The organism is Ensifer sp. ENS02 (genome assembly GCF_014851885.1).
In the GTDB taxonomy this organism is placed as follows: domain Bacteria; phylum Pseudomonadota; class Alphaproteobacteria; order Rhizobiales; family Rhizobiaceae; genus Ensifer; species Ensifer adhaerens.
Window position 1 is genome coordinate 1 of sequence record NZ_JACVAO010000029.1, and the last position, 26,447, is coordinate 26,447.

20 protein-coding genes and 6 pseudogenes are annotated in these 26,447 nt (G+C 59.2%); 16 read left to right on the top strand and 10 right to left on the bottom strand.

Going from position 1 to position 26,447, the window contains the following annotated elements:
- The 3 genes from IB262_RS33620 to IB262_RS33630 all read left to right on the top strand — a co-directional run.
- The coding region (locus tag IB262_RS33620) for a DUF3300 domain-containing protein (RefSeq protein ID WP_192494471.1) at positions 1 to 899 on the top strand (899 nt) is incomplete at its 5' end.
- Positions 900 to 920: 21 nt separating this feature from the next.
- A complete protein-coding gene (locus IB262_RS33625; RefSeq protein ID WP_246802819.1) occupies positions 921 to 1,961 on the top strand; it encodes a DUF2950 domain-containing protein in 1,041 nt (346 codons plus the stop codon).
- Between the two features lie 148 nt (positions 1,962 to 2,109).
- Positions 2,110 to 3,762: a bifunctional aspartate transaminase/aspartate 4-decarboxylase gene (locus IB262_RS33630; protein ID WP_051659121.1), complete on the top strand. Its 1,653-nt coding sequence runs from the start codon at positions 2,110 to 2,112 to the stop codon at positions 3,760 to 3,762.
- 177 nt (positions 3,763 to 3,939) lie between these two features.
- Here IB262_RS33630 and IB262_RS33635 read toward each other — a convergent pair whose 3' ends face one another.
- Complete coding sequence (locus IB262_RS33635; protein ID WP_192494472.1) at positions 3,940 to 4,890, bottom strand: hypothetical protein; 951 nt, start codon at positions 4,888 to 4,890, stop codon at positions 3,940 to 3,942.
- The gene (locus tag IB262_RS33640) at positions 4,887 to 5,138 is read right to left on the bottom strand and encodes a hypothetical protein (RefSeq protein ID WP_192494473.1); all 252 of its coding nucleotides are present in this window, start codon (positions 5,136 to 5,138) and stop codon (positions 4,887 to 4,889) included. Before IB262_RS33640 ends, IB262_RS33635 begins: the two co-directional genes overlap by 4 nt.
- 458 nt (positions 5,139 to 5,596) lie before the next feature.
- Between IB262_RS33640 and IB262_RS36245 the strand changes: the two are divergent.
- Positions 5,597 to 5,820, top strand: a pseudogene (locus IB262_RS36245) (type IV secretory system conjugative DNA transfer family protein); the annotation flags it as partial.
- A gap of 179 nt (positions 5,821 to 5,999) precedes the next feature.
- On the opposite strand, the gene IB262_RS33645 reads toward IB262_RS36245, so the two are convergent.
- The gene (locus tag IB262_RS33645) at positions 6,000 to 6,158 is read right to left on the bottom strand and encodes a hypothetical protein (RefSeq protein WP_192494474.1); all 159 of its coding nucleotides are present in this window, start codon (positions 6,156 to 6,158) and stop codon (positions 6,000 to 6,002) included.
- A gap of 357 nt (positions 6,159 to 6,515) precedes the next feature.
- On the opposite strand from IB262_RS33645, the gene IB262_RS33650 reads away from it, so the two are divergent.
- From IB262_RS33650 to ppk2, 3 genes are all read left to right on the top strand, one after another.
- Positions 6,516 to 8,072, top strand: coding sequence for a hypothetical protein (locus IB262_RS33650; RefSeq protein ID WP_192494475.1), 1,557 nt, complete (start codon positions 6,516 to 6,518; stop codon positions 8,070 to 8,072).
- A gap of 413 nt (positions 8,073 to 8,485) precedes the next feature.
- The gene (locus tag IB262_RS33655; RefSeq protein WP_192494476.1) at positions 8,486 to 8,977 is read left to right on the top strand and encodes a hypothetical protein; all 492 of its coding nucleotides are present in this window, start codon (positions 8,486 to 8,488) and stop codon (positions 8,975 to 8,977) included.
- Positions 8,978 to 8,998: 21 nt separating this feature from the next.
- Complete coding sequence (ppk2, locus tag IB262_RS33660; RefSeq protein ID WP_192494477.1) at positions 8,999 to 9,853, top strand: polyphosphate kinase 2; 855 nt, start codon at positions 8,999 to 9,001, stop codon at positions 9,851 to 9,853.
- Between the two features lie 92 nt (positions 9,854 to 9,945).
- Here ppk2 and IB262_RS33665 read toward each other — a convergent pair whose 3' ends face one another.
- On the bottom strand, positions 9,946 to 10,407 hold the full coding sequence (locus tag IB262_RS33665; RefSeq protein WP_034802042.1) for a hypothetical protein: 462 nt from the start codon (positions 10,405 to 10,407) through the stop codon (positions 9,946 to 9,948).
- A gap of 554 nt (positions 10,408 to 10,961) precedes the next feature.
- Between IB262_RS33665 and IB262_RS33670 the strand changes: the two genes are divergently transcribed.
- Positions 10,962 to 12,632 carry a transposase gene (locus IB262_RS33670; RefSeq protein ID WP_192494478.1) on the top strand — a complete coding sequence of 557 codons (1,671 nt, stop codon included), beginning with the start codon at positions 10,962 to 10,964 and terminating at the stop codon, positions 12,630 to 12,632.
- Between the two features lie 72 nt (positions 12,633 to 12,704).
- Here IB262_RS33670 and IB262_RS33675 read toward each other — a convergent pair whose 3' ends face one another.
- Positions 12,705 to 13,100: a hypothetical protein gene (locus IB262_RS33675; protein WP_192494479.1), complete on the bottom strand. Its 396-nt coding sequence runs from the start codon at positions 13,098 to 13,100 to the stop codon at positions 12,705 to 12,707.
- 781 nt (positions 13,101 to 13,881) lie between these two features.
- Here IB262_RS33675 and IB262_RS33680 point away from each other — a divergent pair.
- Positions 13,882 to 14,796, top strand: coding sequence for a recombinase family protein (locus tag IB262_RS33680; RefSeq protein WP_112975477.1), 915 nt, complete (start codon positions 13,882 to 13,884; stop codon positions 14,794 to 14,796).
- Between the two features lie 1,039 nt (positions 14,797 to 15,835).
- Positions 15,836 to 15,955, top strand: coding sequence for a PAS domain S-box protein (locus IB262_RS36250; protein WP_112975522.1), 120 nt, complete (start codon positions 15,836 to 15,838; stop codon positions 15,953 to 15,955).
- Positions 15,956 to 16,713: 758 nt separating this feature from the next.
- Here the strand turns inward: IB262_RS36250 and IB262_RS36255 are convergent.
- From IB262_RS36255 to repA, 4 genes and pseudogenes are all read right to left on the bottom strand, one after another.
- A pseudogene (locus tag IB262_RS36255) lies at positions 16,714 to 16,803 on the bottom strand (Ku protein); the annotation flags it as partial.
- A 1,051-nt stretch (positions 16,804 to 17,854) separates the two neighbouring features.
- Positions 17,855 to 19,069 carry a plasmid replication protein RepC gene (gene repC / locus IB262_RS33690; RefSeq protein ID WP_192494480.1) on the bottom strand — a complete coding sequence of 405 codons (1,215 nt, stop codon included), beginning with the start codon at positions 19,067 to 19,069 and terminating at the stop codon, positions 17,855 to 17,857.
- A 212-nt stretch (positions 19,070 to 19,281) separates the two neighbouring features.
- A complete protein-coding gene (gene repB / locus IB262_RS33695; RefSeq protein WP_192358390.1) occupies positions 19,282 to 20,298 on the bottom strand; it encodes a plasmid partitioning protein RepB in 1,017 nt (338 codons plus the stop codon).
- Positions 20,295 to 21,557, bottom strand: coding sequence for a plasmid partitioning protein RepA (repA, locus tag IB262_RS33700; protein ID WP_089045425.1), 1,263 nt, complete (start codon positions 21,555 to 21,557; stop codon positions 20,295 to 20,297). The genes repB and repA overlap by 4 nt, the downstream gene beginning before the upstream one ends.
- 929 nt (positions 21,558 to 22,486) lie before the next feature.
- Here repA and IB262_RS33705 point away from each other — a divergent pair.
- The 4 genes and pseudogenes from IB262_RS33705 to IB262_RS36795 all read left to right on the top strand — a co-directional run.
- Positions 22,487 to 23,338 carry a DUF932 domain-containing protein gene (locus IB262_RS33705; protein ID WP_112975480.1) on the top strand — a complete coding sequence of 284 codons (852 nt, stop codon included), beginning with the start codon at positions 22,487 to 22,489 and terminating at the stop codon, positions 23,336 to 23,338.
- Between the two features lie 862 nt (positions 23,339 to 24,200).
- Positions 24,201 to 24,513 (top strand): annotated as a pseudogene (locus IB262_RS33710) (DUF736 domain-containing protein).
- A 291-nt stretch (positions 24,514 to 24,804) separates the two neighbouring features.
- Positions 24,805 to 24,981 carry a hypothetical protein gene (locus IB262_RS33715; protein WP_029742947.1) on the top strand — a complete coding sequence of 59 codons (177 nt, stop codon included), beginning with the start codon at positions 24,805 to 24,807 and terminating at the stop codon, positions 24,979 to 24,981.
- A gap of 7 nt (positions 24,982 to 24,988) precedes the next feature.
- Positions 24,989 to 25,374: pseudogene (locus tag IB262_RS36795) on the top strand (plasmid partitioning protein); the annotation flags it as partial.
- A gap of 11 nt (positions 25,375 to 25,385) precedes the next feature.
- Here the strand turns inward: IB262_RS36795 and IB262_RS36800 are convergent.
- Positions 25,386 to 25,562, bottom strand: coding sequence for a hypothetical protein (locus tag IB262_RS36800; protein WP_192494481.1), 177 nt, complete (start codon positions 25,560 to 25,562; stop codon positions 25,386 to 25,388).
- A 378-nt stretch (positions 25,563 to 25,940) separates the two neighbouring features.
- On the opposite strand from IB262_RS36800, the pseudogene IB262_RS33730 reads away from it, so the two are divergent.
- Together IB262_RS33730 and IB262_RS36805 are read left to right on the top strand one after the other, a co-directional pair.
- Positions 25,941 to 26,343 (top strand): annotated as a pseudogene (locus IB262_RS33730) (hypothetical protein); the annotation flags it as partial.
- Positions 26,341 to 26,445 (top strand): annotated as a pseudogene (locus IB262_RS36805) (antirestriction protein ArdC); the annotation flags it as partial. The pseudogenes IB262_RS33730 and IB262_RS36805, both read left to right, overlap by 3 nt.
- Positions 26,446 to 26,447 lie beyond the last annotated feature (2 nt).

Sequence of the window (26,447 nt, forward strand, 5' to 3'; positions counted from 1 at the left end):
TAAAGGTGGTCCAGGAAGGCGACAACGTCGTCATCCAGGCGGCCAATCCGGAAACCATCTATGTGCCGCAGTATCCGCCGGAGATGCTCTACGAGCCGAACTATGCACCGGCGCCGATCGGCTACTACGACGAGCCCTATCCCGCCTACTGGTATCCGGGTGCGGCCTTCTTCGCCGGTGCGGTCACGGGTGCGGCCTTCGCCGCGATCGTCGACTGGGACGATTGGGGCGTCTGGGGTGGCCGCTGGAACGGCGGCGACATGGACATCGACTGCAACAACTGCTTCAACAACATCAACGGCAAGGTGAAGTGGAACGACGTCGACTGGAAGAATGTCGATCGCAGCAAGATCAACTTCAACCGTGACCAGCTTCAGCATTTCGACCGAAACAGCATCAAGAACAACATCAAGGCGAACGGCAACAACAACCTGCGCAACCGCGCCGCCGAGATCAATCGCGACCGGCCGAACGCACGGCCCGGCGGAGGTGGCGGCGGCCAGATCAGGGATGTGCGCAAGAGCACGCTCGACGGGCTGAAAGCGCAGCAGAGACCGGCAGCTCGGCCCGGCGGCGGCGGTGGCGGTCAGGCGATCGCCAAGGCCCGCGCTGGGGACGGAAAGCCGAGCATCAATCGCCCGGGCAACAAGCCGTCGCAGGTCAACCGCAGTGGTGGCAAGAAGAAGATGGCGGCAAAGGCGCAGAACCGGCCGAAGAAGCCATCGGGCCTTGGCAATGTCAATTCCGGACGGCGTGAGGTCGCTTCGTCACGCCGCGGCGGGCAAAGCCTTGGCGGTGGTCATCGCGGCGGTGGGCGGCCACAGATGAGCCGTGGTGGCGGCCGGCCGCCGATGCACCGTGGCGGTGGCGGACGCGGCGGCGGCGGCCGCAGACGTTGATCGGATCACAGGAGAACGACCATGACAAAGCTCTTCAATTCCCTTCTCCTGGGATCAGCGATGGCGCTGGTTCTGGTAGCGACGCCGATCGGCTCCGCCTATTCGCAGGACAAACCGCCTGCCGATAAACCTGCTGGCGATCAAGCTGCCGGCGATCAGCCTGCAGGAGACCAACCGTCGGCCGATCAGCCGCCGGCGGACCAGATGGTGGGTGGGCTGGATGCCTATGCCGCCGCAGAAGACCCGCCGGTCTTCGACGATCCGGACAAAGCCATCGGTGAATTCAAGGCCAGGCTGGCCGCCGATGATTTCGACGGCCTCGCAAAACTTTTGGGGCTTAATGCGGAGAAGCTGAAAGACAGCGAAGGGGTGAAGGATACGTTCGCTCTTATCCGCGAAGGGGCAGCGCGCAATGTCGTCGTTCGCGATCTGGAGGGTCGAAAGATCCTGCAGATCGGCGACCGGCTCTGGCCCTTGCCCTTCCCGCTCACCAAGGGCGATGACGGCAAATGGGCCTTCGATACCTATGTCGGGCTCGAAGAGATCGTCAATCGTCGCGTCGGTGAGAACGAGTTGCAGGCGATCGACACGGTCGAGGCCTATGTCGATGCCCAGAAGGAATACGCCTCTGAGGATCGCGACTCCGACGGCGTGCTCGAATATGCCCAGAAGCTGATCAGCACGCCCGGCCAGACCGACGGTCTCTATTGGCCGGCCGACCAGGGGGATGGCGAAAGCCCCGTCGGAGACTCGATCAGCGAAGCGGCCCTGGAAAAGGCAAAGGCTGGCGAAGGATACTTCGGCTACCGCTTCCGTATCCTGACCTCGCAGGGCGACAACATTGCCGGCGGTCGCTACGACTATGTGATCAACGGCAACATGATCGGCGGCTTTGCGCTGATCGCCTGGCCGGTCACCTATGCGGAGACGGGCGTGAAGACCTTCGTCGTCAACCAGCAGGGCATCGTCTACGAGCGCGACCTCGGGCCGAGCACGGAAGCAATCGTGCCCTTCATCGACCGCTTTGATCCCGACGACAAGTGGAACGTCGTCGACGATTGACGATAAGGATGCCAGGAGCATGCGGGAACTTCTATGCCGCATTTTGCCCAGGGCATGACCGGCAACATGCTGCTGACTGCTGTCATTACGCCGTTCTGGCCTCAGGGGCACAGGCAACTAAGCTTATCGTTCATAGGGAGTGTGAACCATGTTGGACAGAAATTTCTACGACAGCCTATCCGATCTCAGCCCGTTCGAAATCAAGGACGAACTGATCAAGCTCGCCAAGTCGAGCTCACAGAAATCCGCCAAGGCTTTCCTCAATGCCGGCCGCGGCAACCCGAACTGGACGGCGACACGCGCTCGCGAGGCCTTCTTCCTGCTCGGCCAGTTTGCGCTGACGGAAGCCAAGCGCGCCTATTACGACCCGAAGGCCGGCGTGGCCGGCATGCCGCCGAAGGACGGCGCCCACGCACGGTTCGAAAAGTGGACGAAGAAGCTGCTGCAAAACACGGCCGACTGGGACGAAGAGGATGAAGGCATCCCGCCGGCAAAGACGCTTTCCGACGCCGTCAACTACGCCATCACCACCTTCCGCTTCGATGCGGACGCCTTCGTGCACGAGCTCACGGACTCGATCATCGGCGACAACTATCCGGTTCCCGATCGGGCGCTGCACCACAACGAGATCATCACCCACGAATACCTGATGTGGGCGATGTGCGCCGGCCACCGACCGAAGGCAAAGTTCGACCTTTACCCGGTCGAAGGCGGCACCGCCGCCATGTGCTACATCTTCAAGGCACTGAAGAACGCCCGCCTGCTTAACGCCGGCGACACGATCGCGCTCGGAACGCCGATCTTCACGCCCTATCTCGAAATGCCGGAGCTGGAGGACTACGATCTCAAGACCATCAACGTCAGCGCCGAGCAGGAGGACCGGTTCCAGTTCACCGACGAAGACATCAAGGCGCTGGAGAACCCCAAGGTGAAGGCGTTGTTCCTGGTCAACCCCGGCAACCCGTCCGCCGTGGCGATGGATCCGGATTCGATCAAGCGCCTTGTCGATCTCGTCAACAAGAAGCGCCCCGACCTGATCGTGCTGACGGACGACGTCTACGGCACCTTCGTTCCGGGCTTCCAGTCGCTGCTTGGGCATCTGCCGCGCAACACGATCGGCGTCTACTCCTATTCGAAGTACTTCGGCTGCACCGGCTGGCGCCTCGGCGTCATTGCCGTCGCCGAGGACAACATCTTCGACGAGAAGATCAAGGCCCATGGCGAACCGATCCAGAAGCTCCTCGAAAAACGCTACAAGGCGATGACGCCGAAGCCGCGCGAGGTGAAGTTCATCGACCGCATCGTCGCCGACAGCCGCGACGTGGCGCTGAACCACACCGCCGGCCTGTCGCTGCCCCAGCAGGTGATGATGACGCTCTTCGGCCTGGTCGAGCTGATGGACGTCGAGAAGGCTTACCAGAAGGCCTGCATCGCCATCTGCACCAAGCGCTTCTGGAACCTGATCGAGGGCATGGGGGTCGAGTCCAATCCGGGCATCTATTTCGACCACTATTACGGCATCATCGACTTCGAGTTCTGGCTGCGCAAATATGTCGGCGAGGATGTCGTCACCTGGGTGAAGGACAACATCCACCCGCTCGACATTCCCTTCCGGCTTGCCGAGGACCACGGCATCGTGCTGCTCAACGGCTCGGGTTTCGATGCGCCCAGTTGGTCGGCACGCGTCTCCTTCGCCAACCTCAATGACGAAGCCTATTCGCAGATCGGCCGCGCCGTGCGCTCGGTGGCGCGCGGTTACGTCCAGACCTACCAGGCCGCCAAAGGCCTGAAGATCAGCTAGCCGATCGGGCGGCCGGCAGCCATGCCGGCCGCCTGCTTACCAGAGACGAACATATGAAAGCCGTGGCGGCAAGCTTCTCGCGCTAGGTCGATCTTGCGAGCTTGCAAGCTTCATAGCGCGCGTAGTTGAAAAGGATCTACTTTGGCCAGCTGCCTCAGCTTAAAGGCAATGGGTTGGTCACTGGCATTCGTCACCACTGCCTTGCGCGACCATTTCTCCTTTGCGGAGCCTCAAACAATCGATGGTAGCGTCTGCGTTGAGAATGCGGATCCGATATGGATCGGACGCAACGCTGACTGTCGTCCCACCGCTCGGCCGCTTGCATAGGTGCGCCGAACCGGTCCAGCTGCAATTCATCTTTTCGGCGCTCTCGAAGATATTGTAGCCATTTGCCCGAAGCGCACGCTGCACGTTTTCCCGCACGTTCAGTGAAACGGAGTTCTCATTCCCGTCGCTCTGCCCACTGTTTTCGCTTGAAAACGACTTCGCTGCTGCCCTTCTGCGGTGCTCCTCTTTGAGAATGACGATCTCGGCCTTTGCTCGTTCTGCCGCCGCTTCTGCAGCGATTGCCCGTCGTTCCGCCTGGTCCGCCCGTTCGGATTCGCTTACGGCACGCGCAACCGCGTCCCGCTGTGCGTTCGCCGCAGCTTCAAGCTCGCTTGCGCGACTTGCCTCCGCTCCATTGAATATGGCTTCAGTCGCCTCCGCGTGTTGCAAGCACTCCGCCACAAGGGCCGCGACTCGCGACCGAGCTTGCATCGGGTTGTTCAAAAGATCTGCGGCGAACTGCTGCTTCGCAGCCTGGGCGCTTCCGCCATTTTCGGACGAACCAACTCGGCGGCGCATGAACTCGAGCGCGCCACTCACAACGCCCTGAGCGTGTTCAAACCCTTCGACATAGCTCCCGTAATCACTGCCTGCTTCTAATCGGGAAGCGCACAATTGAAGGCTGCTGACCAGTTCCTCCTCTGAGGTTGAGGCTACTACGATTGTTGGAGCGAGAGTTGCGCTCATCAGGAACATAACGACAGCGCGAGTGGACATGCCCGCAGTTGCCTTGCCGGCCTTCGCACTACAGCAGCTAGCGCCATGACGACGGGAAGCGATTTTCCGCTTCTTCCAGATCACGTCTTACCCATATTCGATGTGAGCATCGTTAGCACTTCCGCCCGCAAATCCAGGCAGATTTGATGATACTCATCTATTAAATCCTCACGCCTCGATATCTCTCGCTCGAGATTGTCGAGTGTCGTCGACGCTAAGGCGTAGGCCTCGAAAAGTTCACGGCTGTAATCATCCATTGCACTCCGCAATTGCTCGCGATGATGTGGCAACACCATAGCCAGCCGAGCCCGCCCCAGTTCCAACAAGCTCATGCGCCCTCCAATGACCACGCGGGCCCACGCAGGATTACTCATTGCATTGCGGACGCGGAAGTGTTCACACTCGCATGAGGCAGATGGCGCCAGACACACCGCTTCGAACCTCAAATCTTCCGCGACGTCAGCAAACATCATCGCGAATTACGACAAATAGGGAAGTACGTAACAGTTAAACCGGGACTCCGGCCGTTCCGCGTCGTCGGATACCTTCAGCGCACAACGCGCAATGGCAGAAACTCTCAAGCCGACACAAGCATCAGGAGTACCGAAGGGCACGCAAGTCGATCACCCAGCGCCTCGCTGACCCGGAAGAGCGCAATAGGACGGAATGCGCGGCGCAAGATCCTTCTTGGCGCATGTGCTGCACCCCTTCGGCTACGGGAGTGGTTGCGCCGGGAGTTGCCAGGTTTCCTCATGCGCGATGGCGACAAGGCGCTGTTTGACCATGCCTGCTCGATCCGGAAAGCCTCGATATTTCCGAGGACGTAAGCACGCTTGCCGACGCACTCGTCTATGACGAACCGGGCATGGGCGGCGAAGCGCACTGGAACGAAGAGCGAAGCCCCTAATCGTCGGGCTCATCTTGAAGATCGTAGTGGCTGAGTCTCCTGGTCGTCGACACCTCGGCACACTGCCTGAGTATCTGACTTTGGCGCCAGAGCGCTTCCTGGCGCTTGGTCTCTAGGGTTCTCTTCCGGTGCTGGCCGGAGAGAGACGTCCTCACTGTCGCCGAGTAGAGCCCGGGAGGAATACGCAGCCCGTCAATGCGGACGTCACTCTGCGCTATGAGACCTAAGATCTTTCCTCGCCTCGGCATTTCTACCCCTCGCGAATTCCTTCGGAGCGACGCTGCTTTTATTCCACGGCGCACCAGTCGCGGATATGCGCGATTGCGAACCGCACCTGAAGTCCGCGGTATTCTACGACCAATTTGTCCGCCTCGCGACGCATGAACTTGGCAACATAGTTGCGAACCGCACCCGCTTCGTCGACCACTTCGAATACATACGTCATCGAACAGACCCCTGAAGATTGAGGCTGTTATATTGCATTCTGCTTGAGTGAGACTTGTGGGCGACAATGCGGGGACGACTGGTTAGGCAATGGCTCCGTGACCGTTGTTGCACAGCATCGCAGCTAGCCTTGGAGACGCCGGCTTCCAGCGTTACCGGTCGCCCGACCGAACGCTCGTTGCACCCGGCTCCTGGCGATTGCGCTCCGCACCTGATGCGAGACCAGCGCTTTCATCCGAACGGATGAATTGTGGTCCAGGGCTCGGCGCGTAGGATGCGGGAAGTAACGGTCGTGACAGAAGCACTCGCGTTGCGACAAGGCCGGGCGTCACCCGAGCCGGAAACCAGGGAGAATGAGATGAAACAGTGGCTTTTTGCGTCATTTCTCCTGCTGAGCTTCGGGACATCGGCTCTGGCGGCGGAGAGCTTGGTTGGCGAATGGAGAGGTGTGTTCACCTGCGGCCAGGCCAGAAACAGCCGGATGATCCTGGACATCAAAGAAACGGCTAGCGGCCAGATCGAGGGCGTTTTCGAGGTGCGCGCCGGGTGGAACAAGGCAAGCTATCACGTTGTGGGCACCTCTAAGCCCGATGGCACGTTCGAACTGACGCCGGGCGCCTGGATCCATCAGCCACCAGGTTTCAGAGCGGTCGAGCTGCAAGGGCAAGTGATCAGCGTGGGGAGCGGTCCGCCTCAGATTCAAGGACGGCCTGTGGGATGTAAACCGGGCGGCTTCAGGGCGACCTTCCAGAAGCCCTTCAAGAAACCGCCGCCGCCGCTGGCGCAGAAGGTGCAGGACAGAAAAGGACCAAAGTGGATAAACGCGGTTCGCGCGAGAACGCAGGATTACGTTCAGAAGCACGTCAATGATCCGAGCTGGTGGAAAATGCTCGAAACCGAAGTCGTAACGAGCTATGTCGATCGCGCCACCAAACTCGCGCTGCTGGAGGAGATTACGGCGGCGCGCGGGAGTATTCGCTCGGCAGCCTTGCTGGAGGAACTGGAGGCTGGTCCGAGGGACTTTCCTCGAGGCATTGGAGTTGCGTTGCGAATCTATGGTCAGGCGGAAAAGTCAGACTGGCCGGACGACATCAAGCAGCGCGTCTATAGCGCCTGCAAGAAGCGAGTGGCGGACGTGCTGAGGCCAAAACTGACAGAAATCGCTGCGATGGCACCCAAGATGCCATCCTCTCTCGAGGGCCTCGCCGAAGCCCGCGCAGCGATTGCCCCGATCGAGGATTACCGCCAATCGCTGGAACATGCATTCGGGGTGCTCGATCAGGAAGACCTGCTTGCGCCCCTGTTCCAGCGGATTGCAGACCTCGAAGCTATGCCTGGCATAGCCATCGAGTTTCGCTCGGCGCTTGCCACCGCCCGCGGCCAGGCAAAGCCGCGGGACGCCACTGAGAACGTGATTTTCAACGTACTCGGCCTGCGAAACACTTCCCCTGCCCTTGCTGCCGTTGCCGCGGAGGGCCGCAGACTGGCCGCGCTTGCTGAGGTCAAAGTCGAGAGTATTGCCGGCGAGGCCGATCGCAACGAGCCGAGCGCCGACGATATGGCCAAATACATGTATGCCGTCGTCGAAGGGTTTAATGACACGTTCGCAGCAATGCGGTGCTCTCCGGGACGCTACCCGCCTGACGAGTATATACGTTGTAAGTTCGGAGAACTGGAAGTGAGGCTGAAACGGGTCGTGAAGACCGGCTGCGAGGTGGAAGTGCCGGGGCGGCAGTATGTCTGCAACTTCGATCACTATTCGCAGCTCGTCTCTTTCAGAACCGGCGAACCTGTCGACAGCCCGAACCTGTCAATGCGCTTTCCGGATGGACGTCTTGAGGGGCCGAAAAAAGTGCGGTTTATCAAACCCGCCAATGGCGAAGGTTGGGATGGAATGCGGCTGCCTCCCGGTTGAACCGCCCCGAGGGGGCGCGTCGCAAGGGCGAGGAGCAGGTGGCTCCGGCAGGCTACGATGAAACGGCCCTTCTCGACCTCTCTGGTTGCATCCGGACTTGCCCCAAGCGCCTCTCCCACGAAGCCGCGAACCTCCTTGAGATTGAGCTCACTCAGACGGAGCTCATAGGTCGTTGCTGTTTTTTTTCCGACAGCTTGCTCGCCATCTCAACGATCAGACGAGTAACCGAGCCTACCCGAGACGCTCCTCAAACTTGGGGACGGAGAAGATCAAGCGAGGCTTCCAATGTAACTGTTACGTATCTTCCATAGTGCAACGCTTAGGCCATAATTCCTGCCGAAGTGAATGTTGCAGACGTACTCACCTGCTCCTTCTACCACCTTATGACGGCAGATTGAGGAGATCGGAATTTCATGTTTCTGAACCGCATCAATCTCGACGACGCCGTCTCAAGGTGGCGCGACATCATCTTGACGTCCCTGCCGTGGGACCGGCTTGGCGGCTATGTTGCCTTGCGCAAACATGATTTGCAAATCGAGCTTCACGACCTTGGCGAAGACGATGATCTTCTCGTCTTCGCCACCGACGGCGAAGTTTTTATCCACCGGTTCTGCTCGGGCTATCCGTTCATTGTCACGTATGGTGGAAATCCCGGCTACCCACTGGAATACCTAGTTTGGCTTTCATTTCACATGCAGGCAAACTTCGAACGCTTGGGCGTCCTAGAATTTTGCGCGACTTACGAAGACGAAGACGGCGACATCGAAAGCATGTCTGCGGTGGCTATGGGCTTTTCGCGTCAAGTCGACCTTGAAGATTTCATCGCGCGTTTCGATGGCAAGGAGTTGAGCCACGATCCCCTGTTTGGCTACGAGGCGTACGTCTCCGAGGTCAGAGGGGAATAGATTTATTCACCGGAGGAAATGATGGCAAAGCATGACGGCAAGAAGAAGAAGGGCAAAGACAAGAGCGTAGACGAGATCGCCGCCGACGCAACGACGTCCGAGGAGCGCTCGTCCGATGACTACGCGAAGGAACTCGCCCGGCTGCAGCAGGAAACGGCGCATCTGCAGGCCTGGGTGAAGAAAACCGGCGCGCGCATCGTCATTGTCTTCGAAGGCCGCGATGCGGCCGGCAAGGGCGGCGTGATCAAGCGGCTGACCGAGCGTGTCAGCCCACGCGTCTTCCGCGTGACCGCGCTGCCGGCGCCGACCGACCGCGAGAAGTCACAGATCTACATGCAGCGCTATATCCAGCACCTGCCCGCCGCCGGCGAGATCGTGATCTTCGATCGCTCCTGGTACAACCGCCCCGGCGTCGAGCGCGTTATGGGTTTCTGCTCGGATGACAGTGCCCGACGCTTCCTCGAGCTCGCGCCGCGTTTCGAAGCGGCCATGGTCGAAAGCGGCATCATCCTGCTCAAATACTTCCTCGACGTCAGCGAGAAGGAGCAGGAAAAGCGCTTCCGGCAGCGCATTGCCGATCCGCTGCGCCAGTGGAAGCTCAGCCCGATGGACGTCGAATCCTATCGCCGCTGGTGGGATTATACCCGCGCCTACAACGAGATGATCCGTATGACGGACACCGATTTCGCGCCCTGGTGGATCGTACCGTCGGATGACAAGAAGCGTGCCCGCATCAACTGCATCTCGCACATTCTCTCGTCGATCCCATACGAGCGCGTGAAATTCTCGGAGCCCGATCTCGGCAAGCGCCAGAAACGGCCGGATGACTTTGCGGCGGACGACCACGTGCGTAGAAACGTGCCCGACGTTTTATAAGACTGAAAAGCCCGCACCAAAGGTGCGGGCTTTGAACGCTTTCGATCGGGACGGGCCGCAGACAACGCGATGCGACGCCGGGACGGTCGTACTCAGGCTTTTTCGGGAGCCCAGTTCAAGAAGAACCCGACGTCACCGGGCACGCCACCCGGGAAGTTGATGATCATCGCCTTCAACTTGTAGCCACTTGGCTTGCCGAAGGCCTGATAGCGGTCAAAGAACTCTTTTGCTTTTCCCTGCAGCGTGTTCGGCCAATCCCGGTCGCCGCTGTTGATCGCGCGGCCGCTGTCGGTGCAAAGCTCGGACGGGAAGCTGTAGACCATCGCTTCGAACTTGCCGGCCTTCACGGCGTTCGCGACCAGCCGGCGAACGATGGCGATTTCCTCTTCCGTTACATGCTTCTTGAGAAAATCCGCGGCAAAGTCGGCGAGCTTTTGCTCTTCGATGGATTTTAGTCGCCGCTCCTTGTCCATCTCGTCCATTTCACGCTGGAGCATCTGCATTCTGAGGTCCTGTGCACTCGGAGGTGCGCCGGCATTCTTGTTGTCAGACATCACGTCGATCCAATTCAAGAAAAGGGAAAACTGTCGGGGGGTACACGTTCACTATGCGCTTAATACCAGAAAGGTCTGCAGTGTGGATCCACGAAGAGCCATCGGTTCTCCTTTCTGAAGAAGTTGCATTTCCAAACCCGAGGCGCGGCTTCTGGGACAATATTGTAGTCGTCTTTCTATATAGAATGACACGCTCGGACTGATGTAAGCTATTTCAACATATTTCAGCTGGAAATACGAAACACAACGTCACAACAGACTTTAGACTGGCCTTACATTAGTCGTTGCCCCACAAACAACGGCTTCGGTCATTCGGTCAGCGCTCGCCATGACTTATCCAGTGGGGCGCTTCAGCACTTTCGTTTGTGCTGAGGTGGCGTAGGTACCCAAACGGCAGGCGGCTAGGATTCGCCTACCTCATCAGCGTAACCGGGGCACATTCGGTGGCGTCCTTTCGCGGCCGCTATGTAAGATCTGTGCATAAGCGGGCGATATGAGCCGTCGGCGATGGGTCAAGGATTCCGCCTTGGGCGCAAATCAGATTCGCTTCGGTCATGCCGAAGAAGCGCCTCCCCTCACCCGAGCACGCCGACACGCTATCGCTGAACGCGTTGCGTTCGCTTGTGACGGGCCTGGTCAGTGAGGTCAGGGAGCTCTCCGCAGAAGTCACGAAGCTTCGCGCCGAGAACGCGGAGCTTCGCGAAGAGAATGCAGCGATGCGCCAGGAAAACACGCGCCTGAAGGTGGAGAACCAACTCTTACGCGACGAGATCGCCAGACTGAAGAACCTGCCGCCGCGGCCGCCGTTTCGCCCGTCAGGCATGGAGAAGGCGACGGATTTCAAACAGGATGATCCGCCCGCAGCCAAGAAGAAGCCGCGCGGCCCGAAGCTCGACATCAAACGGGTGAACCGCGAGGAAGTCCTACGGCTTTGTGCTCCTCCTCCAGGTTCCCGTTTCAAGGGCTACAAGAGCTGCCATGTGCGTGACCTGGTGATCTCGGCTGAAATCATTCATTACCGGCGCGAGTGCTGGCTGACACCGGACGGCAAGATACTGCTGGCGCCATTGCCTGAAGGCGTTATCGGCAGCTACGGCGCGAACCTCAGGCGGCTTTGCCTGATGTTGCACGCGCAGGGCCAGGTGACGACGGAACGGCTGACGACGTTGCTCAACGATGTCGGCGTCGCCGTCTCCAAACGCCAGGTCGTGCGGTTTGTCACTAAGGGGCTGGAGGGCTTTGTGGCCGAGGATGGGGCAGTGCTGCATGCCGGATTGGTCACTGCGCCCTATATCACCGTCGACGATACCGGTGCCCGTCATGCGCGCGCCAATTTCCACACGACCCAGATCGGCGGCGCCCAGTTCACGAGCTTCCGCACGACAGCCGCAAAATCGCGGCTAAACTTCCTGTCGCTTCTGAGAGGCAATTATCAGGATTACGTCCTCAACACCGCGGCGTTCGACTACCTCGATAACCGCCGCATCAATCCGGCGCTGGTCGCCAAAATCCGCAGCCATGAACCCAGATGCTTTTGCAACCAGGTGCCATGTCTCGAATATCTGGCGAGCCAAGGCGTCGACATCTTCGACCGCCAAGCGGTGCGCGTGCTGGCGGAAGCCGGCATCTGGGGATCAATCCGCCATCATGGTCTCATCGGGGATACCGTCATCGTCTCCGACGACGCCGGTCAGTTTCGGGTCGGCAGCCATGCGCTCTGTTGGGTCCACTCGGAGCGGCTGCTGCAAAAGCTAATGCCGACAACGCCGCGGCAGGTGCGTCTGGTCGAGACGGTGCGCGATCTCATGTGGCAGTTCTACCGGGCGCTGAAGAGCGTCAAACGGAAGCCACCGCCTGGGCTGACTGCCGCGTTTCACAAACGCTTCGACCGCATCTTCTCGCTCAGCACTGGCTATGAGGATCTCGACAAGCTCTTGGCGCGTCTGTTGCGCCGCAAGGACGAATTGCTCAAGGCGCTGGAACGACCGGGAACGCCGCTCCACACCAATGCGTCGGAGAACGATCTGCGCAGCTTCGTCACCAAACGAAAGGTCTCCGGTGGCACGATGAGCCGAGATGGCCGCGTGGCGCGCGACACCATGCTGGGGCTGATGAAAACCTGCCGCAAGCTCGGGCTGTCGTTCTGGCACTATCTCGGCGATCGCCTCGGGATCAAGGGCGAGCCCATCCCACCGCTGGCCACTCTGGTCGCGGCTAAGGCTTGAACACAAATTTCCACTTTGCAAACGGCAGCCTTAGTTCAGCGTCGACGCGCGGAACGACGAGAGAATTACCAATCAAACGCTGTCCGGGGGCGCGAAGAAGCAGTTCACGCGATATTTTCCGTTCTGCCCCATTCCCGCAGCTTCAGAAGGATCATCAGTTGGTTGAAGGCAGATGTGATAGTCGCAGTCGTGAGATGGGATCTCCGTTCCGTAAGGGATCAGCAATAGCTGATTTCGGGTCACGAGATGATGGTTCCCCGGATGCAGTTGAATTGCGAATCCGAATGGCCCTTCCGTGACGTCCGAACTCGGTATCGCCTGGCAGTCACCATCGACATCGTTGCCATTGCAACAGGCGGGTGGGTAGGTCCAACCGCCAGCCGCCATGTGGGCGTCGCTCGATGCGAAGAGACCCATCAATAGAACCGAAAAGGTCACCCAAAGTGCTGTTGCTGGTGAGGACTCCATGGACCGCCCCGGCGTCGTCCTTGGCTTCGCGAGCCAGTTAGATTGTGCGCCCCACGGTGCATGCGAAGCAATAGTTTGGGTGAACCTTCGTCGCTTCGTTGGACCGGGAGTTGGTGGCAATCGCTCGATAGCGATGTCGCAAGACTGCTCCCATCTCGATGACCGAAAACCGCCGTGCTTCCGCGATTCAACCCGTCTGTGCTAGGCTGCGCATATAGAGCTTTTGCCGATCTCATCGGCACCGCCCCCAAATCTGCCCCGGTTACCCCCCAAACACCCGTCTGGTCGTGTTAAGCGATTATTAACGATGTGAATTAACGTATTAAATTTCATAAACGGAAGTCAATTGCTATCATGCTTCCGTCGTTCGGACGTCGATTTTCACGCTCCTTCACTATCGATAAGTATCAGGTATGGATAGTGATAGCTCCGAAAACGCAAAGCCTCGGTCCCCGGATCAGCACGGGGAGAATCACCTGCAAGGTAGAATGGACTGACCGAAGGGGCTGGTCCAGAGTGAGCGCTATCCGTCTCCCTTTAATATCCAGATTTTCCTTCCAATGAGTTACGACGCCTTGCGACTTCGTTTGGAGCTTCCAGTCAGCGCGATTTCGCCCACAGAAACCCGTAGGAGCGTTTTCTCCTTCATCTATGATCTACCGACCATATTCCCTTCCAGTTTGCGTCTGATGGCCTCCCATTTTCGCTATAAAACACGCTTGCAACTCACCTGTTTCTCACGCACTTTCTTTCCTCAATCAAGCGGTGGGTCGAAAGCGCGATGGCGAAGCAACAAACAGCTGATGTCGAACCTCTGCAGCGGCTAGTCGGTTACGCCCGCGTGTCGGCGGATGACCAGGCCAACGATACCCAACTGGACGAGCTGCGGCGGGCCGGCTGCGATCGGATCTATCAGGAGCATGGCACCGGCGTTTCGCGCGCTCGGCCTGTCTTGACCAAATTGCTGGGCGAGCTCACATCGGGAGACGTCCTCGTCGTCTTGCGTCTCGATCGGCTGGCCAGCTCCGTGAGCCATTTGCTGCAAGTAATCCGGGATCTTGAACATCGTGGGGTGCATTTTCGGTCAATCCACGATCCGATCGATACCTCAACTCCGCAAGGCATGTTTTCCGTTGCGGTCCTCGATGCCGTCGAAAGGCTCGAGCGTTCGCTGAACGCCGAGCGAACCAAAGCGGGCATCAAGGCCGCGAAGGCTCGGGGCAGGCTGCCTGGAAACCCGGGTCTTCGAGAACGGCGGCCGGAGGCGATTGCAGCAGTTTCAAAGGCGCGCGAGAAGCTCTATCTCGATGAACTGATCGCGTCTTCACAGGCGTGGCTTCCGATGGTGCGGCAACTCCGGCCTCAGCATAGTTGGGAAAATGTCGTTCGAGTTCTCAACCGACGTGGCCAGGACTGGACCGTCGAACGCCTTCGTCGCGCCGTGCATCGCATGGTCCGCGCAAAGCTCGCGGAAAATGATCTCCTCGCCCGATCCCCGCGTCGCGCCCCCGAAAACCATTTAATGCAATTGGTGGCGGCGATCGCGATCGCCGATCCTAATCTGTCGCTTCGCGAGATTGCCGCCGAACTGGACAAACTGGGAGAACGGCCGAAGGGAAGCGCAAGAAAATGGATCACCTCTTCCGTCCGAGACTTGCTGGACGAGGCGCATCGGTTCGGCCTCATCCGCCGCTGAGGCGCATTCTATCAGGCGCCATGGCCGACATTCTGCCGAAGGAATGTCAGCAACGCCGAGCTCCTTGGCTGACGTGACACACACCCTGCGCCGAACTCACCTTGCCTCCGTGGCCGCCAGTGATCGAGGTGACGGCCTGCGCGATGCCGAACTCGCCGACAAACCCGAGCCCCTTTCAAGGGTCCGTGCCGCGGCAGTTCCCTCCCCTCCGTTGCTCTCTCGATCCGCTCCGCCACACAAGGACAACATCAGGTTTGCCCAGGGCGGCGGCCGCCAGGCAGGGCGCCGCCACGACAATGCATCAGAGCGCCGACAGCCACGGCAGCGCAGGTGCTCGTTCGTTATCTGGGTACACGAGCATTCACGAACAGGCCCCCTTTCCAGCACGCAAGCACGGGCTACGCACCATGCCGTTCCAAGCGCGAATCTGATCCGACACGTATTCATGGCCAGCAGGTTCCCTCGCTTTGTTTGTTGACCCCAGCGGTTGAAGCGCACGCACATATCGGTGAGCAGTTTGGCCCTGAAGAGCAGCAACGATTTTTACAGCAGTTGGGGCGATTGAGCGCCTAATCGAAACCACTGGCAGGCCAGACCTCTCGGCCCCAGCGAGCGTTGCCAAACTGTCTAAGCGCTGCAATGGATATTCTGCTGCCGGCGCAGGCCCGGATCGTGCTGTTTGGGGCGAAGAATTCGTCGCCTTTACAATGAAGCCTATGCACCTACCATCAGTGATAAGCACCCTCACGCATTTGGACGTCCTGCCCGAGAAAAACTGGGGCGAACTCTGGAACGATCGGGAGACCCTGGTTCGAAGGGTCCTCAACGGCGGATCGACGGTCTTGGCGAAGGACCGCCCCGTCTACATCGAAGGCCACGGCTACCCGGAAACAGTCCAGTTCGACATCTCCTATTCGCCCGTCCGCGACGCGGGTTCTTTGCATCGTCAACGACACAACGGACCGGGTGAAATTCGAGAGTGCATTGCAGGCGAGCGAAGAGCGACTGAGGGCGATTTTTTCGCAGTCCGCCGCGGGGGATCGTCCAGACAGACCTCACGGGCTGCTTTCTCCCGGTCAACAACCGCTTCTGCGAGATCCTCGGCTATAGGGAAAGCGAGCTGTTATCGATGGGAATGCTGGATATCTGTGTTGCCTGAGACATCGCCGAGGCGGACCGGCTCTTTAAAAAACGATGGCTGAACGCGGCCAGAGTTTTGAGATGGGAGCCGCCTTCTGCGAAAAGATCTAACGTTGCTCTGGGTGGCGAGCTCGGTTTCGAGCGCGTCGCGACAACGATGGCGGTTTCCAGTCAGCGACCGCCATCATCTTCGACATTACCGAACGCAAGCGCGCGCAGGACGTCGAGCGTCACCTGGCCGCGATCATCGCTTCGTCCAACGATGCCATCCTTGGCATCGACCTTGGCATGAAAATCACGCGTTGAAACACTGCGCTGAACGGCTCTACGGATATACGGGTGACGAGGTCATAGGCCGATCGCTCCTGGTATTGGTTCCGGAAGACCGCCAGGGCGAGAGCTTGCATTCTTGCGCCAACTCAGCGCCGGCGTGAATGTCGAGCTCTACGAAACGGCAAGGCTCCACAGGCACGGTCGAAGCGTCGATGTCCTCCTCAGCGCCTCACTTATCTATGACCCCTATGGCGTGATCGTCGGAGCCCCCCGGTGCCCCCACCGACCCGCAGAGGTTTTGGATCCCGGCTCATTGAGAGCCTGTTGGCGGCCGAGCTCAATGGCACGGTCAAAATCACCTATGACCCAAAGGGCGTCGCATGCGAGGTCGATGCCAATCTTCTTAGCGAGTGGGGTCAGCAGTCAAAAGCTCATTGAGCTGGAAGCGTGGGGTGCACTTCCTGCCATGAGCGTTGATTGGGTGCGCGATCACATAATGCCCGAGCGGACCTTTTCGTTTTCCGGTGTCATCACCACGATGCAAGTAGGCAGCGATAGTTGCAGGTAGCCTTTCGAGAAGCTGCGCGGCGCCATGATACGCGTCCTCATCACCTGCGTGTTCCAATGCCTTGGAATCTGTGCACTCACGCAGCTGTTTCCCGGTCCTCATCCCGAAAGAAATCCAATAAGCGGTCACGATCTCAGCGGTGGGCTGCTGTTCGGACTAAGGGAGGCCGACTACCGTTCGCATTTCCGCCGACGCTCAATGTTTTTCGGCAAGAGGCTGCACATCGCGCAGGGACTTTCACTAGTGACGGCGTCACAACTAGGCTCTAGCGACCAGTTCAAACCATGGAACCGTGAAACCCAAAACCCTGACAGCTGTCAGGGTTTGATGGAAATCTCGCGGCAAACCGGGCAGGGAAGCGCATTAAGTTGGTCGACCCCGTGCTTGCTATCTGAGTCACGAGGTCCGCGGCTCCTTCGTTATGGTTGGTGAGGCTCGCCATTCAAAAACCCTGACAGCTGTCAGGGTTTCTCGTCGGGCAGTTTGATCAACCCGCTCAACCGGAGCCCGCTTCATTCACAACATCAATCACAGACGGCACCGTCATGGAGTGCTTCACGTCGGCCAAAGAACGATCTGCGAGGAGAACAGGCCCAGAAAACCCCGTCACGGTTGCCCGTATCTAAGCCGGCTCACGCCTCCACCCATCTCTCAACGTGGCGACACCTCATTGTCCCGGTCGCTGGCCACAGGAGCACCGTCAATTGAAGAAGCGTGACCGGGTTTCAGTTCAGCGGATACTTTCGGTCTGGGAACCAGATTTTCTAGACGCATGAGATCGAGAGCCAGCTCAGTGAACGAGAAGGCGGGGCGAATGACCAATGAAGCCAAGCTTTCCACCTTAGGCCGAACAGCCGTCCATTGAGCGTGAACCTCACCATCTCCAATGGCCGAACGAGCTATCTAAGTCACAGACACTGATCTCACCAGATTGGAATTGCCACCGTTTTTGAGATCGGCCCACCAACCGAGGGAGAAGCCGTTTCTCGTCATCAGGTGCGTTTCCATTTCGGGAGAGATCAGCCTCGTTTCGCGGACCGGTTTCGATCTACAGCGAGACAGATGGTAGCCTGGGGTTTATCCTACGCGCCGCTCCGAGCCTCCATTTGCTCTCAACAAAGCCATCAGCATCGGTCCGAGAGAGAATTCGCCGCGCCGTGCCTTTGTCGTCAGGTCGCGCAGGTACCCTCCCGCCGAATTGATGTGCCCTGCCCGCTCAAGGATGCAAGCGACCGCAACCGCAGCATTTTCAGGCCCCATTGCCTCGCAAGCGTCCTGGTAGGCGTTCGGGCTTATTCCCAACATCGAACGCACCACAATGGCGGCGGACATCAGGTCACGCCAGCTCGATACGGCTCCATCCTGGGCGTACAGAGCGATCTCGGGGCAGGCTCGCATCACCATGCTGAGCGGGAAAGCCTTGATCGGCTCGTTCACCAACCGCTTTGCTGGTTCGGATTTTGCCTCCAGCTGCTGTCCAGAGCCAGGTTCAAGTTCATATAAGGATTCGGTATGTGAATTCTGTATGTGGCGCTCATTTTGAGCATCATTGCTGCTCAAACTTTCCGAATTATCCAAAATATCCAACTGATTGACGATCTCCGAGCAAAGCAGTTCCATCTCGTCGAGGATCGGTCTCAGGTCGTGGATGGTTGGGGATCGCGGTATCCGGGCAACGAGAGCCTCATAAATACCTTCGATCTTTCTCCAATCGCCGCTCGCACCTTCTTCAATTGCTGCAGAGATGAGCTTGCGGGCGTCGCGTCTACGGATCGTGAGCGCTTCTTTGGTTTTCCGAAGCAAGGCGTGCTCGGCCGCCACCTGCTGCGCCAGCTGTGCAAGTTCCTCCGATCGGGCGAGAAGTGGGGAAAGATCGAAACCGAAAGCATCCTGAACATCGCCAGCCCTGTCCTTGCGGGCGTAGCGCTTCCCGTTTGCACTGTCTTTGCGATTGATCAGTCCGGCATCAACAAGCGCTGCCAAGTGCCGCCGCAGCGTCGCGCCGGCAATACCGTGCGCACGCACCGACAGTTGGGCATTCGAAGGAAAAACGATGAGAGAATCTCCCTGCCGGAGATAAGTCTCAGGATAGAAGCTCAAAAGCGCGTCAAGGACGGCAAGAGCACGGTCCTGTAGTCCAAGATGCGCCCTGCCTTCACAGGCATCCCGGAACACTTTCCATTTGTCGGCCGATTTGTTCGGCCGGATCTCGATGGACGCTTTTTGTCGCTTTAACAGCGCAAGCGTCATCGGCCGCCGCCCAAAAGGCGTCGTCACACTTCCACTTTGCATCTTCCTTCACCCTTCAGAAGGCAAAAGATGTCCGCTCACCCAATTCGGTGCCAAAAACTCTTGACTGGGATTCGTGGAAATGCGATTCTCAGATTGTCCAGATATGAGAGAGGCTTCCACGACGGCAACGTTAAGGGGGCCTTTTTCTTTTGCGGTATTCCTTCCCGTATTTTCCTTGTCGAATAGACCAGCTGACAGCTTGTCTATAACGTCTAGCTTTGACGCTCACGCGAGAAGCGTTCGATGAGAGCCGGCAATTCGTCGCCGACGAACTTCACGAAGTCCTGACCGAGCGGGCCATCTGCAGAAATCCGAAGCTCCCTGGCCGAAATTTTCCAAGAGCCGAGCTTCGATCCTGCATGGTCCAAAAGTTCACTTCTGTCCTCCCGCGCAGGGCTCGAGGGCTTTATTGCCTCGAAAGCACGCTGGAAGCGTTGATCCGATAGGGAGCCGCCTTCACGTGCATGCGAGAGCACCTTCCGCACCACCTCAAGCGATCCAGGATCGCTTGCTATCGTTCTTGCAAACTCTATCCAGCGCGGCCGACCCACTTTGGGGGCACGTCCAATCGCTTCGATCACGTCTGCCGGGATCGTTCGATAAACGCCGCGCATTCGAGCAAGTTCTGCGTCCGCAATCGACAGTGCCGCATAGATGTTGCGGGCTTTGATGCCGGCGTCATCCATCCGCGATGCAAACAATGTGCGCTCAATCCAGGTCAGATCTTGCCGGCTCGCGTTCTCGATGCCTTGTGCGACGACGAGATCGAGATCGGAGATGTCGACCTCAAGCGCGCGAACGTTCCGAAGAAGTTCCTTGGCAGCACGCCAACGCCGGTGACCGTAGACAATCTGGTAGCGCCCTGCAGACGAGGGATGCTGCCGAACCTGGATGGGGACCTTTTGGCCCTCGGCCTCGATCGAGCGTTTGAACGTCTCGAAATCGCTGCCGTCATCATCCGACAATCGGTCCGGGTAGGGGGAAGGATCAATCAGCGCGGGATCGAGCTCAAGGACCGTTCCGCCGCCGGCTTCGACGATTGCCTTCAAACGGTCCCGCTCAGCCCTGATGTCATCGATCGCGCGGTGCGCTGCGCCGACAACGCCAGCCCCGACGCGCGGCGACGGGGCTGGTGGCGCAGGTTGCGGATCGTCCGCGAGCTTGTTCTCCAGTTCTTGCGACAGCAGACCGAAGCTCGCGACAATTGACTTGCGAGATGACTTACTCATGTCCGCCCCCAGCTATCGTTGATAAGGCGGATAATCGCCTCGTTGACCGAGTCGACGGCTTCACGGGCGCGCTTATGGGTGTCACGACCAATCTGGCCCATTTCGAGCTCGTAAATCGAGCGCTTGGCGAGGCCCGCGGCTTCGACGGCCGTGCTTTCGATGGCGGTCGGCAAGAGGACGTCTGTCCCGAACATATGTCGCAACATCGCAACGACCTGCGATTGCGGCGCATCGTTCGGGTCATGCCTCGTCACGAGATATCGGATGAAATCCTGATCGAGCTGGGCGCCGCTTTCGTTCAAGACGCTGATCAGATCGCCCATCATCAGCAAGAACTGGCTCATGGATGCCACGTCCAGCATCGCAGGATGGACCGTGATGACCATACTGGTTGCCGCATAGATCGCGCTTAAGGTCAGGAAGCCAAGGGAGGGCGGGGTGTCCAGGATGACGACGTCGTAGTCCTGCTCGACGTCTGCCAAGGCAAGCTTCAGGCGCTCGAAAAAGATCGCGCCAGAGCTCGACTTGTTTGCCAGAACACGAGGCGTTTCGTGCTCGTATTCCATGACTTCAAGGTTGCCCGGAACAAGATCGACGCCATCGAAATAGGTTTTGCGAATGATGTCCTTGATCGGTCGCCGCTCGGCGTCATCGTAGCGAAGCGCTGCGTAGATCGTTTCGTTCGCACCGACATCGATTTCCGGCTGCGCACCGAACATTGCAGACAGCGATGCCTGGGGGTCAAGATCGAGTGTGAGGACGCGATAACCATGGAGGGCAAGGTAATGCGCCAGATGAACACACGTGGTGGTCTTGGCACTGCCGCCCTTGAAGTTCGCGATCGCCAGCACCTGGAGGTGCTCACCCGGTCGGCGGCGAGGCAGGAAGCGGAGTGCTTCCGCAGGCTTCTGCTTGGCAAACAGCTCTCGCAGTTCGTTGATTTGTGCGAGCGTGTAGACGCGATGGTTGTTCTCAAGGCGGCCCGGCGTCGGCCCGCGCCCTTCCGATGACATCAGCTTCAGCGTCGAATCCGGTATGGACGTCAGCTTCGAGACTTCGTTCGTGAGAAACGACCTCAAGGCCTTTTCCGACCTCGGCGGGTACATCCGTGTCCGCAGTTGCTGCAGCTGGTTCGACAAAAGACCGGCGTGCCGCAAGATCTTTGCGGCTGCGTCTTCCTTGAGTTGAACGTCATTTTCTGCGCGTTGAGCTATCGCCATTTTTCCCTCTTGGCGGTCAAAGACCGGTTTGACGGCCATTATCCGCCAAGAGATAGAACACGATTCTCCGGAACCGTCCAGAATTATAGGGTTAACAAAGCTTTAACGTCGATTGTGACGACTCGGTGACCAAACCCGCGCTACTCGTTGGAATCGCGTGTGTTTTTCCCAAACGCAACGCTCCCGGCGGCTGAAATTGCGCACACATTTGTTAAGCTCGACGCCGTCAGTTGCAGGGCAATCACCGTTGCGTTGTCCCCCTGTCACCCGAATCAGTGTCGGCAATGCGACAGGAATTATCAACGCAAGCTTCCTACAGCCTGTGCCTGTGTCTGTGTCTGTGCATGTGATTGCCGGATCGGGAGAGACGATCTTCCCCGCCGAACCTCACCCCCTGGACTAAATGCAACGAAGTCTCGGGAGCGTTTTCACTCTCGAACGGTTTCCAGTCCTAGCCTTCTCCGACGTTCGTCCGTGCTTGGTCGGACGCAGCTATTGTCCCCGAGTTTCAGCAACGCGCGTCAAAGGAAGCATTTTGCCCGCACGCGTGAATGCTCGAGAGTGCGCTGCCAACGCGAGGGTTTCACGTGCCTGATTGGTGGAACGCGACGGTCGGGGGAAGTCGGTCCCGCTTTCCCTTCGGGCCACTATGTTAAAGCTCCTGCGGCGGCCCTTTTCCCGCCCTTCGCGTGACGCGAATTCCCGCTTTTCCGCTGAAGCGGCGCTATGCTGAAAGCTCCGATACGCTTCATTGTTGGTTGAAAGATCGACCCCGATCGGTCGAGGGGGCCGAGGGTCTTTGCCCCTTCTCTCCCCTAAACAGTCTTTCGCCCACCTTCCTTCGCTTGCGCTTTCGTGCAGGCGGTTCCCCGCAAAGACTGTTTTCCCCTCCGTCCCCACCGCTCGCGCGGCCCCGGGAAGCAGGACGCGGCCCTGCTTCGCGGTCCAAGGGAAAAGGAGAAATGACAATGAGCATTTACGCCAAAACTGCCCGATTTGACACCGGTCGAGCTCTCACCGAGGACGAGATGCGTGGCTTTGCACCTTCGATATTTGCCACCTCAGCGCACGAGAGCCGCTCCGAGCGCTTCAAGCCGATCCCGACAATCGAGATTTTGCGCGCTCTTGCAAAGGAGGGGTTCATGCCGGTCGGAGCGCGCCAATCGGTTAGCCGCACCGAAGGAAAGGCGAATTTTACAAAGCACCTCATCCGGCTTCGCCGTCTCGATGATGGCAATATCTATCACGTCGGCGATACCGTCTGCGAAATCCTTCTCAAGAATGCAAATGACGGAACGAGTGCATACGAATTGCTCGCAGGGCTTTTCCGCGTGTGCTGCCTCAACTCGCTCGTTGCGCAAACGGGAACGATCGACGCGATCAAAGTCCGACACTCCGGCGATGTTCAAGGCAAGGTGATCGAGGGCACCTATCGCGTCCTTGGGGAGGCGGAGCGCACTCTGGCGGCGCCGCAGGACTGGTCGGGCTTAAGAGTGGGGCGTGAGGCAAGGGAAGTCCTGGCCGAGGCTGCACATCTCGTTCGTTTTGGCGACGCGGAAGGGTCGGTGACGAACCCGATCAAACCGGAGCAATTGCTGGTACCACGCCGCATCGAGGACCGGGCAGAAGATCTTTGGACCGTGTGGAATGTCGTTCAGGAGAACAGCGTTAAAGGTGGATTGCGTGCTGTAAGGCGTGATGAATTCGGCAGAGCGCGCCGGTCGACGTCACGACCGATCAACGGCATCGATCAGGACATCAAGCTCAACAAGGCTCTTTGGCTCATTGGTGAGAGAATGGCCGCGTTGCTGCGCCGCTGACCTTCTCGCGGCCGATCGATTTCCTCGCGTCCGGTATCCATCTGGACGCGAGGCGATCGCGTGCCTTGAGGGGCGCCCCAAAGCCCCGCCCCTCAAACTCCCCTGCCCACCGCGAAGGACGCTCGCGTCGACCTGGACAGTTTGCCTGGTCGGTCGAGCGCTGGATGTGCAGAAACGTTGGTTTGGGACAAGCGCCCATGGGCATCCATCAGGCAACGAAGGGCGCTCGCTCTGACGTTGAGCGACGACATCGGTCGCCGCGGACGGGCCCTGTTCTGCCGAATTGGCTGCAATGGGCTCGTCGGTCACGCGCAGGTCCATTTTTTCCCAGATCGACGCCTTTTGCGCCTTGTTCCGCGGTTTTCTGGACGGCTTGATTTCAACGATGAACGGTCTTGTCTGCTGGCGCATGTCTCCTCCACTGGGCGGGTCGTGATCAAACGAATTCGCGCGACGGGATTGGCAGCTGTGCCTTGATCGAGGATGGAGACAGTAACGGCGAAAGTCGGTTCCGGCGCCATTCGCCGGCAGTGGACGACCGCCGAACGTTTTGATCAGTGTTGGCCTGCTTCATTGCCATGAAGATGTTTCTTCCGTGCCTCGGGCCGCTCCCTACGCGGGCTCGATGGGGCGTGTCTGACCGGAAAACGGCTGACGCCTCGATCGTCCGCCCGCAACGGCAGGCGCACTTTTCTTGCCCCTGGCGGCTCAGGCCGCCATTCCCCGCCAACCAACAAAGGTGTCCCTTGCCGTCCTCCATTTCATTGCGGCCCAATGGGTGCGGTCCGATCGTCCCCGGTCCTATCGACAGCCATCGAGGCCGCGAAGGGCGCGGCCCGAAACAACAGAAAGGAACTTCGACATGGCAACCATCGGCACTTTCACCTCCACTGAAAATGGCTTCAACGGCTCGATCCGCACCCTGGCCCTCAACGTCAAGGCTCGCATCGCCCGGATCGAATCTCCCTCCGACAAGGGCCCCCACTTCCGCATCTATGCCGGCAACGTCGAGTTCGGGGCGGCCTGGCAGAAGAGCTCCGAGCAGACGGGTAAAGATTACCTCTCGGTGAAACTCGATGATCCCAGCTTTCCTGCTCCGATCTACGCGACACTTGCGGGGGGGCGAAGGTGAAGATGGCTACCAGCTGATCTGGTCGCGCCCGAACCGGGACTAACAAGCAGCAGGCCCCGCCGCCAGGCGGGGCCCTCTTCCAACGCCGGGAGCCAACAATGACCATCGAACAGTACATTAAGCCACGCGGGCCGAAATCAGGAATGCGCGCTGCTTCCTGGCGTCGTTTGCTCCATTGGTGAATCCTGCAATTTCGCGGTCGAAAGACGACCGCTATGATCCAGATTTCCGATCTGAAGCGCAGCATGAAATGACCGGCAGACGAAGAGATCCGGCCCTGAGCCAGGACGCCGTCGATCGGGAATTGGCCCGCTCCTGAGATGGAGCCTTCTATATGTCGCACGACCTTTCTCTTGCACAGGCCCACGCGTTCCAGCTTTCCCGCGACCTGATGGTCCCGGTCACCGTCTTCGAAGTCGACGGCGAATACGGCGTCCTTCCCTCTGACGAGATCGACGCTGGCGATGACCTTGAGGTCATCCACGAGCTCTATCCCTTTGCGGCTCATTGAGCCTCCCGACGAATTTCTGCCGAACATGGGTTCGGAGGAGTTCTTGTTATGCCTGTCGCGCCAGGCGCTGGAAGGCTCTTGCGCGGAGGCGTCCGTCCAGCCCCGGCCGAAGGTACGTGAAACCCGTGCGGCGCTCGTCGAGCATTTCGCAAACGAGCACTTCGTCCATGCGTTGGGCCGCTTCGCGCCGCCAGCCGACGAGCTGCTGGGCTGGGTCCGCGCCGGCGCTGCGACCGATATCATCGGCGCGGGACCTCAGAATGTGGCGTCGGCGATGGGCACGATCCCGCCGAAGAGGATCACGACGACGCGGTCGATGGCGATCCACTGGATGCAGTTCTACCAGCCGACGAGAAGAATGATCATGCCATCGATAAGAGGGCTGCAGCATGACCCTCCGCCATTCAATCGAACATCGCTTCACCCACGGGGGTGGAGTTTTCCAGCAGCGCGGATGTTTTGGCCGTTGCCCGCATTGGTGATCTGGTGCTGGAAATAGTCACGGCATCCAGCGCCTTTACCTGTCTCGTGAGTGCTGTCGCTGTCCGTCGGACGCTTGCGACGATGACGCGCAGCGGCATCTCGATTGCCCTGACCCGGCAGATTGCGGCGCCTGCCGAAAGACAGGCGACGACTGTGAAGGTCCGGAGCCGGAAAGGCGCCGATCCAATCCCCGTCTCTCGCCATCTGCCTGACCTTCGAATGATGGCGGGAACTCGACGCCGTTGCAAACAGGCAAGCAGGTTATCGGCGAGCTTGAGTATCGCGATCATGCGGCTGTGAGGTACAGGCGGGAATAGGCGGACCTGAGACGACGGCGCCAGTGCTACACTTGCCCGGTTTCGGTCGGCATGCCGCGCTTGGCCATGTCGCCTTCTCTCGGTCTGGAACTGATATCGGGCCCGAACCGGATTGCCAACACCAGGTCATCGCAACCTCGCCGCGGCACCACCCTCGAAATGGTCCGCCTTTCCTGCCCCCACGCCACCCAGGCATTGAAGATCGCCGAAAGCTTCGGCACAGCAGTCGTCGACAGCGATGGCATCTGCAGCCTTCATGAACGGTTGATCATCCACACTTCCGAGTGCCTCTCCGAAGGCCTGGGCTAAAAGGCCATGCAGATCCATCTGCAGCGCATCGTCGGGACCTTTGTCGGATCGGCGCACGGCGCCGGACAGTTCTACTCCCGCGCCGTGACCGAGCCGCGCGACGCCACCGCCAAGGCGTCCAACGATGCCCGCGGACGAGGACCTCGATGGCCCGGTTGGCTATGACAGCGCCGCCCAACGCAAGCGGGAGTTCGCGGCCGACATGGAGGTCCAGTCCCACGCGCTCAGAATGGCAGCGGAGGGCGCAGTGGCCAACGACAAACGGGCGATTTTCCAGGCGGCGGCTCACGCGCAGCGCGCCGTCAGCTTCCTGCATTCGTTGCAGCCAGAGGCGGAAGTGAAGGCAGCGGCATGATG

Bases quoted from the DNA above. Each gene is read 5' to 3' on its own strand.
- IB262_RS33665 (WP_034802042.1), bottom strand. From the start codon at position 10,407: ATGTCTGACAACAAGAATGCCGGCGCACCTCCGAGTGCACAGGACCTC.
- IB262_RS33705 (WP_112975480.1), top strand. From the start codon at position 22,487: ATGAGCATTTACGCCAAAACTGCCCGATTTGACACCGGTCGAGCTCTC.
- IB262_RS33675 (WP_192494479.1), bottom strand. From the start codon at position 13,100: ATGGAGTCCTCACCAGCAACAGCACTTTGGGTGACCTTTTCGGTTCTA.
- ppk2 (WP_192494477.1), top strand. From the start codon at position 8,999: ATGGCAAAGCATGACGGCAAGAAGAAGAAGGGCAAAGACAAGAGCGTA.
- IB262_RS33670 (WP_192494478.1), top strand. From the start codon at position 10,962: ATGCCGAAGAAGCGCCTCCCCTCACCCGAGCACGCCGACACGCTATCG.
- IB262_RS33645 (WP_192494474.1), bottom strand. From the start codon at position 6,158: ATGACGTATGTATTCGAAGTGGTCGACGAAGCGGGTGCGGTTCGCAAC.
- IB262_RS33655 (WP_192494476.1), top strand. From the start codon at position 8,486: ATGTTTCTGAACCGCATCAATCTCGACGACGCCGTCTCAAGGTGGCGC.
- IB262_RS33630 (WP_051659121.1), top strand. From the start codon at position 2,110: ATGTTGGACAGAAATTTCTACGACAGCCTATCCGATCTCAGCCCGTTC.
- repA (WP_089045425.1), bottom strand. From the start codon at position 21,557: ATGGCCGTCAAACCGGTCTTTGACCGCCAAGAGGGAAAAATGGCGATA.
- repC (WP_192494480.1), bottom strand. From the start codon at position 19,069: ATGCAAAGTGGAAGTGTGACGACGCCTTTTGGGCGGCGGCCGATGACG.
- IB262_RS33650 (WP_192494475.1), top strand. From the start codon at position 6,516: ATGAAACAGTGGCTTTTTGCGTCATTTCTCCTGCTGAGCTTCGGGACA.
- IB262_RS33640 (WP_192494473.1), bottom strand. From the start codon at position 5,138: ATGAGCTTGTTGGAACTGGGGCGGGCTCGGCTGGCTATGGTGTTGCCA.
- IB262_RS36800 (WP_192494481.1), bottom strand. From the start codon at position 25,562: ATGCCGCTGCGCGTCATCGTCGCAAGCGTCCGACGGACAGCGACAGCA.
- IB262_RS33625 (WP_246802819.1), top strand. From the start codon at position 921: ATGACAAAGCTCTTCAATTCCCTTCTCCTGGGATCAGCGATGGCGCTG.
- repB (WP_192358390.1), bottom strand. From the start codon at position 20,298: ATGAGTAAGTCATCTCGCAAGTCAATTGTCGCGAGCTTCGGTCTGCTG.
- IB262_RS33680 (WP_112975477.1), top strand. From the start codon at position 13,882: ATGGCGAAGCAACAAACAGCTGATGTCGAACCTCTGCAGCGGCTAGTC.
- IB262_RS33715 (WP_029742947.1), top strand. From the start codon at position 24,805: ATGTCGCACGACCTTTCTCTTGCACAGGCCCACGCGTTCCAGCTTTCC.